A 12,894-nucleotide genomic window follows, 5' to 3' on the forward strand; every position below is an offset into this window, starting at 1 on the left:
TTTTAAACAATGCGTATGATTAACCTTCTATTAATCAGGGTACATTCATTAAGTAATAAGCTAGTCTGAAAGAATTACAGGAGGTTATATAAATGAAACAAGAACAGTTAATTTTACATGAACGTCCAAATGGATTGCCTGATGAAAATACATTTCAATTTAAAGAGGTAGAAGTCGGTGAAGCGAATGATGGGCAAGTATTATTAAAAACACTGTATGTTTCTGTTGATCCATACATGCGTGGCAGAATGTCAGATAGAGATTCCTACATTGAACCATTTCAGGTTGGAGAGCCGCTTGCGGGTGGCGTCGTCGCACAAGTGGTTGAGTCAAAGACAGACCAACTTGAAAAAGGGGATATTGTACGAGGAAATCTGCCATTTCAAGAGTATCTTGTAGTACAGCCAGACACGGTCAGCAAGGTTGATACAAATGGCCTTAATCCGAGCGTGGCATTAGGAGCACTTGGGATGCCGGGGTTAACAGCTTACTTTGGTATGATGCATATTGGTGGACCAAAAAAAGGTGAAACTGTCGTTGTTTCTGGTGCTGCAGGTGCAGTCGGGCAAATTGCTGGTCAGCTTGCCAAAAAAGCAGGAGCGCGCGTTGTTGGAATTGTTGGCTCAGAGAAGAAGGCTGCTTATATAACCGAAGAGTTAGGCTATGATGCAGCTGTAGAATATAAGAAAGGAGACGTGCAGCAGCAATTAAAAGAAGCATGTCCAAACGGGATAGATGTGTATTATGAAAATGTTGGAGGAGAAATTGGCGATGCGGTTTGGCCATTGCTAAATGACTTTGCGCGTATTCCAGTATGTGGTGCTATTTCTTCCTACAATTTAAAGGAAGGTGAACAAGATATTGGTCTGCGGATCCAACCATTTTTAATTAAATCACATGCTAAAATGCAAGGATTTATCGTTGGTGATTTTGCTGACCAATTTGGTGAAGCATACAAATTTCTCGCTGAAGGTGTTTCTAATGGAGAATTAAAATTTGAAGAAACAATTAAGGAAGGTTTTAAAACAATCCCAGATGCGTTTCTTGGTTTGTTTACCGGAGAGAATATTGGAAAGCAGTTAGTAAAAGTTGCAGAGGAAGAATAATTTAGCAGTCTGAAGGATATTTGAGTGTGACTGGGGAGACCGGAAGTCCCTGCCTTAAAGCAACATAAATAAAAAAACAGAAGCGCCAAACTCGGGTGCTTCTGTTTTTTATAAATTTCAAAGTCGTTTCAACTAACAATTACAAATCATGATAACATTTCCATCCGGATCTTTAATATTAAACCATGCTGTCTGTTCTACCCATTCTATTTCCCTGACAATATCCACTTCTTTCATTTTAATAGATGTATAGGCTGCCTCGATATCCGGTGCAAAGAAGTTGAAGAGCGGGCTCGGACTGACGATATGCTCGAATGTTGGGTCAAAGGTGTGATCATCAAGCGTAAGGGAAGTAGTTCCATTAACGGGGATATTGTATACAGGTGAGTTTACTTTCTCTAAATCAACGTCAAGGCCTAGTATATCTGCATACCATTGGACTGACTTTTTCAAATTGCTAACATGTACGAAGATACCATTCATTTGATTTTTTATGGGCTGTGTTTGCAAAATAATCCCCCCTGAAAGAGTTGCTTAATATAGATTTTCTACAAAGCGAGTAAAAGTTCTTCAATTATTTCAATAGTTTTTTGTTATTTAGACAATAAATGAACTGTTCCCTGCCAAAACGGAATACTGTTTCCTTTACTTGCATGCCGACGCTTTCCAGTAGGGCACATGACCTTTGATTAGCTGCTTGCGTCTCGGCAACTAGCTGAGAGATCTGCATCTCATTAAAAGCATAGTCAATTAATTTTGCTACGACCTCTCTGGCGATGCCTTTTCCCCACCAAAAAGGAAGAAATTGATAAGAAACCTCTGTAGATATACCATCATGGTGCATATCTAAAGAAATAAGTCCGATAAATTGATCTGTGTTTTTTTCTTTAACGGTAAGGTGCACATCTGAAGTGCTAGAGGTGAGCATTTTTGCAAAGCTATTTTTAATAGAAGCTTCTTGAATCGGCCCACCTAAAAATTTTCGCACTTCTTTATTGCTATACAATTGTTTTACATGTCCATAGTCTTGTTCTGAAATGTCTACCAATCTACAACGAGCGGTTTCCAACATATGAAATCTTCCGGCACCTGAAAGCAAAATTACTCCCATTCCTTTGCCAGCATACTGTATAAAACGCAGTCGTGAAAATGATCATATAAATACTCTGCATCTCGCACGACACCATCCTGTTTAAAACCAAGTCGCTCTGGAATACTTCTGCTCTTTTTATTATCAACACCACACTGAATTTCCACACGGTTTAGTCCATATTCATGAAATGCTTGGTCAATAAGGGCCTTTACAGCAATTGTCATAATTCCATTCCCTTGGTAGTTTTCTCCTAACCAGTACCCGATGCTGGTTTTCTTATTAGCCCGATCAATACCGTGGAAACCAACCATGCCTGTCAGTTCTCCCTTATATAAGATGCCAGCTTGAAAGCCGTTGTGGGAAGAAAACTGGTTTAGCCACATGTCAATAACCGGTTCATAATCCTCTTCCTGTTTCATGTTATCTACCCACGGAAGCCATTGTTTTAAGTAGTTGCGATTTTTATCTACTAGGATAAATAATTCCTGCGCATCCTGTTTTTCAAGTAGCTTCAATGAGATGTCATCATTAATATACTGTGTAAACATAGAATATCCCCCAATTTAAAATGATTGATCGTAGTATACCAAATTATCAGGATATTATATACAACTAGTTACTAAAAATGGTGAACAAAATATACTTTACCGCGTCAACAGCTCCACACCCCGCGACAGCAAGCTCCCGCCCCGCGACAACAAGCACAGGTTCCGCGACAGCCAACATCCCATCCGCGACAGCAAGCATGCCATCCGCGACAGCAAGCATGCCACCCGCAACAGTAAGCACCTCATCCGAGACAACAAGCTCACGCCCCGCGACAGCCAACATCTCACCCAAAAGAGCGAACGTCGCATCCTGGCCAACCAACTCGTCCCCAGCAACACAGCGTACACCGTCTCACCTGAAATAATAATTTAAAGCTTTTTTTACAGCCTCAACATTCCGTATAGATGTGTGAAATAGTGTATGTGCATCTGGTCGAATAACGAGAACATCATACAACTGTAAATCTAATTTCTCTTTTGCTTCATCATATAAATCAATGAACACGTTCTCGCTCTCATCTAACTTTTCTCTAGACTCATTATTTAATAAAAATACTGGCCTTAAAATGTTGCCGCATTCTTTATTAAAGGTCTCCATTGCTCTTTGTAAAACTGTTTGCTTCTTTCGAAAAAAGTGTTCATTGCCATAGACAAGGCAGAGACATTCTCCACTGCGAAGTAGCTCATAAACGTTTATATTTTCCCAAGTAGCTGTAACTATAAGACACGGTGGTACACGCACACCAGCAGGCTTTCCGGTTAGCTTTAGGATATGTTTACTGTATGCTGTGCCGGTATAATCATGGGTAAGCTGGGAAAGATTTTTCATCACCTTTTTTTGAAGCAGAGTCCGTTGCAATAATAATTTCATCATGTTGTTTCTTGTTTGAATAGCCCATGGCTCATTCATGGAAATTACGTTAATCATCCGACTCGTTTTTTTAATAATCTCCGCTGCAATGGGTTTTCTTTCTTGTTGGTAAGAATCAAGTAGTGTAGGGTTGAAATTATTTTTAATTACATAGGCAAGCTTCCATGCTATGTTTACTGCATCCTGGAAACCAATATTCATCCCTTGCCCACCAACCGGATTGTGCACATGGGCAGCATCTCCTGCGAGAAGAACATTTCCATCCCGATAAGAAGCAGCATGGCGATGGGATGTTGTTAGCCCGGATAACCAGTAGGGATCCTCAATTTCCAACGATTCACCATAAACATGTGAAATGGAAGCTCGAAATGTATTCATGTCTACTTTGCTTGGGAAATGTCGATCTTGTTTTGTTAGGTCAATAACGATGATCCTTGTATATTCTCCTTTAAACGGAGCGACAAACAGGAGCCCATTTTTGTTGCTGATTAAGTTTAAGTATTCACGGAATGGCGATTGTTTGAGCTTAACATCACCAAGCATGACGCTAACTCCTTCTGACTTACCCTCAAATGGCATTTGTAGTATTTTTCGTGTGGAACTATGCGCACCATCACAGCCAACCACAAACCGAGCGCTAATTTCTTCCTCTGTTTGTCCTTGTATTAAAGCTTTTACTCCATTATGCTCCTGAATAAGATTCGTTAGCCTTTTACCTCTTTCTACCTTTTTTGGTGGCAAATGATTTTCTAAAATAAGTTCTGTTTCCCGTTGAGGGATAATATTTAAAAAGGAATAGTCTGTATCGCGATTTAATAATGAAAAATTAATGCGGAAAAGTGGCTTGTTGTTTGAATAAAGCTGAGCATGTTTAGCTAAAAACCCATGTTTTAGAAAAGGAGCGGAAAGTCCGGCTAACTCCATTATTTCCATTGCGCGTGGATGAATACCGAGAGCCTTTGAATAACGAGAAGGACCTTGCTTTTTATCGATGATTCTAAAATTAATCCCATATGTATGGAGCATATTAGCCAGCATTAAGCCGGTAGGACCTGCACCAATAATCAGTACCTCTGTATGCGTCTGTTTCATGATCAATGCCTCCCTTAATTAGTACTAATTTACCCTACACCTGAAAAGAAAAACAAAGGATAAATGACAGAAGTAGGGAAAAATATTGTTAAAGTTATGTAAAAAATATTTTACTTAAGAGTATTTAAATTGACTAAAACTATTCTCTATCTCAGTATAGAAAGTAGAAAGTTGTTCGCATTAAACGAAGATTTCCATGCTGAAAGGGGTTGAATGTATGAAGTTTCTTAAAATCCTATTAATCCTGGCAATAATTATAATCGTGTTTTTTCTATTCACTGGAAATAATAATGAACAAAAAGAAGAGCAAAAGAGCATGGATCAAGAAAAAAAAGAGGCGGAAGTTCAAGTCACTCTCCCGGCGTTTTTCTTTGAGGAGGAAAGGTTACTTGATGACGCGTTTATGGAAGCGGAAAAAAATAATGTGGAAGATGTAACGCAAAACCAAGATGGTTCTGTCACTTTTGCGATGACAACAGAACAACACAAGAATTTATTGAAGGATTTGGAAAAAGATTTAAAGGAAAAAATCGATAAAATAAAACAAAGTGAAAGCACGCCTTCTATTAAAGATATTTATCACAACGAACGCTTTTCTGAATTTACCATGATCGTTGACGAAGAAAAGTATAAAGAAGGTTTTGATGGATTTGCGACACTATCTCTTGGTACTGCTGGTATGTATTATCAAATGTTTAGTGGTGAGGACATAAATGATAGTGAAGTTACAATAAAGCTTGAAAACGAGGGTACAGGAGAGGTTTTTGATAAAATGATTTATCCGGATGCATTGAATGGTTCGGAAATAAAGAAGTAATATAGGTTATAAATGAAAGCAGGCTTATGGATATAGCTATTTACACAAATTTCCCCTTCCTTCATACACTATAGGGACGAAGCTGCTATTTATTTAGTAAGCTTTTCTATATCTAAACGTAACCGCTTACAAGGTTCCATGTTTAAAAAATTAGGGAATGTTAACAATGGAGATAAATAATTTTCTTGGGAGGGATTTTGACGTGGATAGGTTAAAAGCACTGGAAATGCTTGATCGTATGCGACTGCCAAATGGCGCTTATACCGCAAGTCTTTCCTCTGACTATAGTTATGTCTGGATCAGAGATGTATGCTATACGGTATTGCCATTTCTGTTTCAACGATCCGATCGCTTTGAAAAAGCATATCAAGCCTTGTTTGATATTTTTAAAACCTATGAATGGAAAATTGATATCCATCGTAAGCAAAAGCCTGTACAGCTTTATGAGTATATTCATGCAAGATATTCCAAGGATCTAAAAGAATTGGATGTCGAGTGGGGACATGCGCAGAATGATGCCATTGGTGCTTTTCTCTGGGGCGTTGGTGAAGGACACAAGCACGGGCAGCAGGTAATACGGGATGAGCATGATTTACGTATTATTCAAAAGCTTGTGGATTATTTAGAGTGTGTGGAATACTGGCATGCGGAAGACAATGGCATGTGGGAAGAAAATATGGAGGTACATGCCTCCAGTGTTGGCGCAGCTGTTGCTGGTCTCCGGGCTGTGAAGCTGCTGGTCACAGTGAAAGAAGAACTGATTCAAAAAGGTGAGCAAACCTTAAAAGAGCTGTTGCCAAATGAAAGTAAGACAAAGGAAGCGGATTTAGCTTTACTTTCGTTGATCTATCCTTATCAAATCGTTGAGCGTGAAATGGCATTAGAAATACTGTCTCGTGTCACAAGTAGATTGGAACGAACACATGGCGTCATCCGTTATGAAAATGATCGTTATTATAATGAAGGAAGCGAAGCAGAGTGGACATTTGGTTTTCCATGGCTCGGCCTTTGTTATATGGAGCTCGGAATGAAAGATCGTGCAATGGAATATGTGGGGAAAACAATTGGCAACATACCAGATAATTGGGAGATCCCAGAGCTATTTATTGGTGGAATCAATCAACCGAACGGCAACACTCCACTTGCCTGGTCTGTAGCATTATCGTATTTATTCTTGGAAAAGATCGAAGTCATGAATACACAAGAACAGTATGTGTAAGAAAAAACAGATGCACCCAGTTGGGCAGCATCTGTTTTTTTGTGGTTCTGATGTATATGGCGGGTTTATTCAATGATTCTGCGGCGGATAATTATGCTCTGCTGCTGATTACTTGATTTCCACTAGTCCGCAATTTCCTCCTACTATGAATTTACATGATAAAGTATGCATCCTAACATTAGCAATGTGATCTTTATTAATTACAGATTGTTAATTAAGCTCATTGATACTCTGCAAAAAAGACTTAAATTTTTTTCGACAATGCTTCTGAAAACTAGTCAATTATCTTTGAAGGAATCGCAATTTTCGCATGGAATTTAGAGATATAGAATAAAAGAGATTAGTTGAAGGAGAATCAGCTTGTGAAGACAGAGAAATCGAGTGTAATAAAAGAAACAGACGACGTCATGCCAGGAGAATTTGAACGTTATTTATTTCATGAAGGTACATTATATAAGAGTTACAGGATGCTTGGTGCACATATAACTGCACATCAGAAACAACGTGGTGTCCGATTTGCGGTATGGGCTCCAAATGCACTTCAGGTAAACGTGGTGGGTGATTTTAATAACTGGAAAGGGGAGAATGATCCACTCGAACGGATGGATGCTTCCGGTGTTTGGTTTGGTTTTATCACGGATCTTAAAGAAGGAGATCTATATAAATACGAAATTCATACACCTTCAGGGGATCTTATTCAAAAAGCAGATCCGTATGCGTTTGCATCGGAAACACGTCCAAATACTGCATCAATTATTCACCAGCTGGGAGGCTATGAATGGCAGGATGTAAAATGGGAGACCAATCGAAAAAAGCGGGATCACTATCAGGAACCGATGGTAATTTACGAAATGCATGCAGGATCTTGGAAGAAGAAGGAGAACGGAAAATTTTATACATACAGGGAGCTTGCAGATGAATTGATTTCTTACGTTGCTTCCATTGGTTATACACATATTCAATTTATGCCCTTAATGGAGCACCCTTTTGACAGATCATGGGGCTATCAGATTACAGGCTTCTATTCAGTGACAAGCCGTTATGGCTCACCAGAGGATTTTAAATATTTGGTAGATCAGTGTCACCAAGCAGGCCTAGGTGTCATTATGGATTGGGTGCCTTTACATTTTTGTAAAGACGATCCTGGTCTACGGCAATTTGATGGAACACCATTGTATGAACCAAGAGAATTGGATATGGCCGAACGCCCAAATTGGGGAACGTGCAATTTCGATTTTAATAAGCCGGAAGTAGTTAGTTTTCTCATTTCCAATGCAATGTTTTGGCTGGAGGAATATCATATTGACGGTTTTCGTGTTGATGCAGTTTCCTCTATGATCTATTTGAATCATGATAATACACTGGCTGTGCCGGTAACCAATGCTTATGGCGGACCGGAGAATTTGGAAGCAATTGCTTTTATAAAAAAATTAAATGAAGTCATTTTTGCCCAATATCCGCATATACTCATGATTGCGGAAGAAGCGACCGATTATCCTCTTGTTACATCCCCAACCTCTGCTGGTGGTCTTGGTTTTAATTATAAGTGGAATATGGGCTGGGCGAATGATGTGCTTCGCTATATGCAAATGGAGGAAACGGAGCGGAGTCACCATCATCATTTACTTACATTTTCTTTTATGTACGCTTTCTCGGAAAATTTCGTATTGCCCTTTTCCCATGATGAGCTTGTTTACGGTAAAAGATCACTTGTTAACAAGATGTCGGGAGATTATTGGCAGAAGTTTGCTAATCTACGCGTACTTTGTGGCTATTTAATGACACACCCGGGGAAAAAGTTATTGTTTATGGGGAGTGAATTTGCTCAATTCGATGAATGGAAGGATTTGGAGCAGCTTGACTGGAATCTATTGGACTATGATTCTCACACAGAATTCCATCATTATTTTAAACACCTTATTCATTTTTACAGAAGCAACCGTTCATTGTGGCGACTCGATCATAAACAAGAAGGTTTTGAATGGATTGACCCGCATAATTCCTCAGGTCGTGTCATAAGTTTCATACGTAAGGGGAAGCGAAGGGGAGATTATTGTATTGTTGTCTGTAATTTCAGTTCAACTGTTTATTTGAATTATCGGATCGGTGTACCAGCTGCAGGCGTTTTTCAAGAAAGCTTTAACAGTGATGCAAAGGAATTTGGTGGCTCTGGTCAACAGAATACAGGGAAATTACTTGTTGAAAAAATGCCATACCATAATCAGCCATACAGCATGGAGGTAACAGTTCCACCGCTAGGAATGGTGGTTTTTACGAAGAAACCAATACAACGGAAGCAGAAATACAGAAAAGGTTAGGAGTGTTACACAATGAGTAAAAAATGGCTTGCAATGTTACTTGCCGGGGGGCAGGGGACACGGCTCGGCCAGTTGACAAACGCACTGGCAAAACCAGCTGTCCCTTTCGGAGGAAAATACCGGATTATTGATTTTACTTTAAGCAACTGCACCCATTCGGGGATTGATACAGTAGGGGTGCTTACACAATATCAGCCACATTTGTTAAATGATTATGTCGGTAATGGGAAAGCATGGGATCTGGATCGGAATATTGGAGGAGTCTCTGTACTTCCGCCATACCAGGCCAAGGACGGTGGACATTGGTTTGAAGGAACAGCCGATGCTGTATATCAAAACATTCGCTTTATCGACCAGCATAATCCTGAATATGTCCTCGTTATTTCAGGTGATCATATTTATAAAATGGATTACACGAAGCTGCTTGATGCCCATACACAAAAACATGCAGATGCAACGATTGCGGTTATTGAGGTGCCGTGGGAAGAAGCGAGCCGTTTTGGAATAATGAATGTAGATCAGCAAGGGAAAATCACCGAATTTGAAGAAAAGCCAGATGTGCCAGAAAGTAATCTTGCTTCCATGGGGGTGTATCTTTTTAATTGGAAGCTACTGAAACGCTATTTGGAAGAAGATGCAGTCAATGAACTATCATCCCATGACTTTGGGAAAGATATTATTCCACGAATGCTTGGTGATAAAAAACACCTGTATACATATGCTTTCGATGGATATTGGAAAGATGTCGGGACAATTCGCAGTCTATGGGAAGCAAATATGGATCTGTTGCATAAAACGGATGGCTTTACACTTGATGACCCGGACTGGCGTATTTATGCAGGAAATGCGAATAATCCACCACAATATATTTCACCATGGGCGAAGATTGAGCGATCGCTCATAAATGAAGGAACGATGATTTTCGGAAGGGTGGAAGGCTCGGTTGTTTCTTATAATGTTTCGGTCGGTAAAGGTAGTCTAATAAGGAATTCTGTGATTATGCCAAACGTATCCATTGGCAATAATGTCCGGATTGAAAATGCTATTATTGCGCCTCATTCTGTAATTGCTGACTGTTCTGTGATCGGCACTGAAAATCAATCAAAGGAAATCACGTTATATGGGGAGCAGCAGCTGATGCTTTCTAAACTGGAAAACACGCTGCCATGATGAGAAAGGAATGACATGCGAATGAAAAATGTACTTGGGGTAATTAATCTGGTAAATGATAAACCTTTTTTAAAAGAACTGACAAAGCATCGCTGTCTTGCTTCCGTCCCTTTTGCGGGCAGGTATCGTTTAATCGATTTCACGTTATCTAACTTTATTCATTCGGAAATTACGGATGTGGTCGTTTTTACCAAAGCAAAACACCGCTCCATCATGGACCATCTTGGCTCAGGGAGAGAATGGGACCTGGACAGGAGGAATGGAGGGCTGCATATCCTTCCACCTGTTAGTCCAGATAAAAAAGTGAAAGGAGATTTACAGCAATTTCATGAGCATATACAAGTATTTAAACAAACGAAAGCAGATCTGATCGTTATTTCTCCAGGCCATCATGTTGGAAAAATTGACTACAGTGAAGCGGTAGATGCTCACAGAAAAAAACAAGCAGACATTACCATTTTATATAAAGATTATGAGGGAGAGCCAGTGGAAAAGCCTATCTATCACCAATGTCGTATGCTCCGCGATGGTAGTCTTTTGGATATCGATTTATTCACAGCACCACTTCCTGGAGCGCATGTTTGTTTGGAAACGTATATTTTAGATAAGGCATTGTTTATCAAACTCGTTGAGCGCTGTGTGGAGCAGGAGGAATATGATTTTTTAAAAGATGTAGTGAAGGCAAACCAGCATAAATTAAATATTCAAGGCTATGCATTTACAGGGCATTTGCCATTTATTCATTCTAACGAAAGCTACTATAAAAGCAATATGGATTTTCTAAACCCAGAAATCATTCATGATTATTTTTATAAACAAGGCGAAATCTATACAAAAGTAAAGCATGAAGCACCGGCAACATATACTGCTACATCCAATGTGAGCAATTCTCTGGTTGCTAACGGTTGTGAAATTGAAGGAACAGTTGAAAACAGTGTTTTATTTCGTGGGGTAAAAGTACATAAGGGTGCTGTGGTAAAGAATAGTATTATCATGCAACGAGGGGAAATTGGAGTAGACGTGGAGATTGATGGAATCATCGCAGATAAACATGTCAAACTGATAAACGAACAAAAGAACACAGAAGCTGGCAAAATTCATGTAATTGAAAAGGCGGCTATACGATAGTGGGGGATAAAAATGTATGTACTTTTTGCGGCATCAGAGTGTGCGCCATTTATTAAAACAGGTGGACTTGGCGATGTTGTTGGAGCATTACCAAAAGCGCTTTTGAAACAAGGTTTAGAGGTAAGTGTCATGCTGCCAAAGTATGAAGATTTGCCGTTTTCCTTGAAACAGGAGATGGAAAATGTAGCTCAAATGAAAGTACCTGTCGGCTGGCGAACTCAATATTGCGGTATTGAAAAATTGGAAAAAGACAATATTACCTATTACTTTCTTGATAATGAATATTATTTTAAACGGCATGGTAGTTACGGATTTTTTGATGATGGTGAACGATTTGCCTTTTTCTCTCGTGCTGTGCTGGAAGCTTTACCCTACCTGAATAGGAAGCCTGATATCATTCACTGCCATGATTGGCAAACAGGTCTGATTAGTGTATTGCTGAAAGCTCATTATAGTAATCATCCATTCTATACAGATATTAAGACTGTTTTTACTATTCATAACCTGCGTTATCAAGGCGTTTATCCAAAGGCGGTACTTTTCGACTTATTGGATTTAAGTGATTTATATTTCCATATGAATGGACTTGAATTCCATGGGAATGTCAGCTATTTAAAAGCGGGGCTTGCATATGCAGATCTGATTACAACTGTAAGCCCAACCTATGCAGAGGAAATTCGACAGCCATATTACGGGGAGCAATTGGACGGCTTTTTGCGCACCCGTGAGGATTTACTGCACGGGATTGTAAATGGTATTGATACTGTGGAGTATAATCCGAAGATAGACCCGTATATTTTTCAGTCGTATGATGATGCTGAGGGGAAACAAGCAAATAAGCTGCGATTACAAGAAAAGCTGGATCTTGCTGTTGATTGTACTATTCCTGTGATTTCCATGGTAACAAGACTTGTTGAGCAAAAGGGCATCGATTTGGTGCTCCATGTTTTTCGTGAAATTCTAGGGCAAGGTGTACAGTTTATCTTGCTTGGGACAGGAGAGGAACAGTATGAGCAGGCTTTCCGGAAGCTTGCTGACGAATACCCGGAGCAGTTAAGGGTGCAATTATTTTTTGATGAAGAATTGGCAAGGCAAATTTATGCAGGCTCCGATCTGTTTCTCATGCCATCTCAATTCGAACCATGTGGCATCGGCCAGCTGCTGGCGCTACGCTATGGAACCATACCAATTGTCAGGAAAACGGGTGGTTTGAAGGACACCGTTACAGCCTATGATGTACTACGAGATACAGGCTACGGGTTTACTTTCACCAACTATAATGCCCATGATATGCTGTATGTTTTAGAGCAGGCAGTAGGTCTATTCCGTTATCAGCCGGGCAAATGGAAGCAGTTGGTTGAGAGAGCAATGAGCCAGGACTTCAGCTGGAACACCTCAGCCCAAGCATATGTAAAGCTATATGAGTCATTAGTAAAAGAGAAAACAGCCATGTAAGAATGGCTGTTTTTTTGGTGGAAGGTGGGAGCACAGCATTCAAATGAGAGAGCCACTCTTTATATGAGAGACCCGGC

Annotated in this window: 11 protein-coding genes; 7 read left to right on the forward strand and 4 right to left on the reverse strand. The window is 39.8% G+C overall.

Features of this window, described 5'->3' with window-relative positions:
- The first annotated feature begins 92 nt into the window (after positions 1–92).
- Complete coding sequence (locus BME96_RS05065) at positions 93–1,106, forward strand: NADP-dependent oxidoreductase (protein ID WP_060680059.1); 1,014 nt, start codon at positions 93–95, stop codon at positions 1,104–1,106.
- A 132-nt stretch (positions 1,107–1,238) separates the two neighbouring features.
- Here BME96_RS05065 and BME96_RS05070 read toward each other — a convergent pair whose 3' ends face one another.
- The 4 genes from BME96_RS05070 to BME96_RS05090 form a co-directional block, all read right to left on the reverse strand.
- Entirely contained in the window at positions 1,239–1,616 is a 378-nt protein-coding gene (locus BME96_RS05070) for a VOC family protein (protein WP_019376559.1), read from the reverse strand.
- Positions 1,617–1,680: 64 nt separating this feature from the next.
- Positions 1,681–2,217, reverse strand: a complete 537-nt coding sequence (locus BME96_RS05075) for a GNAT family N-acetyltransferase (protein ID WP_231478670.1) — start codon at positions 2,215–2,217, stop codon at positions 1,681–1,683.
- Positions 2,208–2,747 carry a GNAT family N-acetyltransferase gene (locus BME96_RS05080; RefSeq protein ID WP_060680061.1) on the reverse strand — a complete coding sequence of 180 codons (540 nt, stop codon included), beginning with the start codon at positions 2,745–2,747 and terminating at the stop codon, positions 2,208–2,210. Before BME96_RS05080 ends, BME96_RS05075 begins: the two co-directional genes overlap by 10 nt.
- Positions 2,748–3,099: 352 nt before the next feature.
- Complete coding sequence (locus BME96_RS05090) at positions 3,100–4,710, reverse strand: FAD-dependent monooxygenase (RefSeq protein ID WP_071648479.1); 1,611 nt, start codon at positions 4,708–4,710, stop codon at positions 3,100–3,102.
- Between the two features lie 217 nt (positions 4,711–4,927).
- On the opposite strand from BME96_RS05090, the gene BME96_RS05095 reads away from it, so the two are divergent.
- The 6 genes from BME96_RS05095 (at position 4,928) to glgA (ending at position 12,817) form a co-directional block, all read left to right on the forward strand.
- Positions 4,928–5,527: a hypothetical protein gene (locus BME96_RS05095; protein ID WP_019376564.1), complete on the forward strand. Its 600-nt coding sequence runs from the start codon at positions 4,928–4,930 to the stop codon at positions 5,525–5,527.
- A 166-nt stretch (positions 5,528–5,693) separates the two neighbouring features.
- Positions 5,694–6,746, forward strand: a complete 1,053-nt coding sequence (locus tag BME96_RS05100) for a glycoside hydrolase family 15 protein (protein ID WP_408068406.1) — start codon at positions 5,694–5,696, stop codon at positions 6,744–6,746.
- A 407-nt stretch (positions 6,747–7,153) separates the two neighbouring features.
- Positions 7,154–9,064 carry a 1,4-alpha-glucan branching protein GlgB gene (glgB, locus tag BME96_RS05105; RefSeq protein WP_071649958.1) on the forward strand — a complete coding sequence of 637 codons (1,911 nt, stop codon included), beginning with the start codon at positions 7,154–7,156 and terminating at the stop codon, positions 9,062–9,064.
- Positions 9,065–9,076: 12 nt separating this feature from the next.
- Complete coding sequence (locus BME96_RS05110) at positions 9,077–10,234, forward strand: glucose-1-phosphate adenylyltransferase (protein WP_071648481.1); 1,158 nt, start codon at positions 9,077–9,079, stop codon at positions 10,232–10,234.
- Between the two features lie 21 nt (positions 10,235–10,255).
- A complete protein-coding gene (gene glgD, locus BME96_RS05115; RefSeq protein WP_019376568.1) occupies positions 10,256–11,362 on the forward strand; it encodes a glucose-1-phosphate adenylyltransferase subunit GlgD in 1,107 nt (368 codons plus the stop codon).
- Between the two features lie 12 nt (positions 11,363–11,374).
- Positions 11,375–12,817 (forward strand): glycogen synthase GlgA, encoded by a 1,443-nt coding sequence (gene glgA, locus BME96_RS05120; RefSeq protein ID WP_071648482.1) that lies wholly within the window; start codon positions 11,375–11,377, stop codon positions 12,815–12,817.
- Positions 12,818–12,894 lie beyond the last annotated feature (77 nt).

The organism is Virgibacillus halodenitrificans (assembly GCF_001878675.1).
Classification (GTDB): Bacteria; Bacillota; Bacilli; order Bacillales; family Amphibacillaceae; genus Virgibacillus_Q; species Virgibacillus_Q halodenitrificans.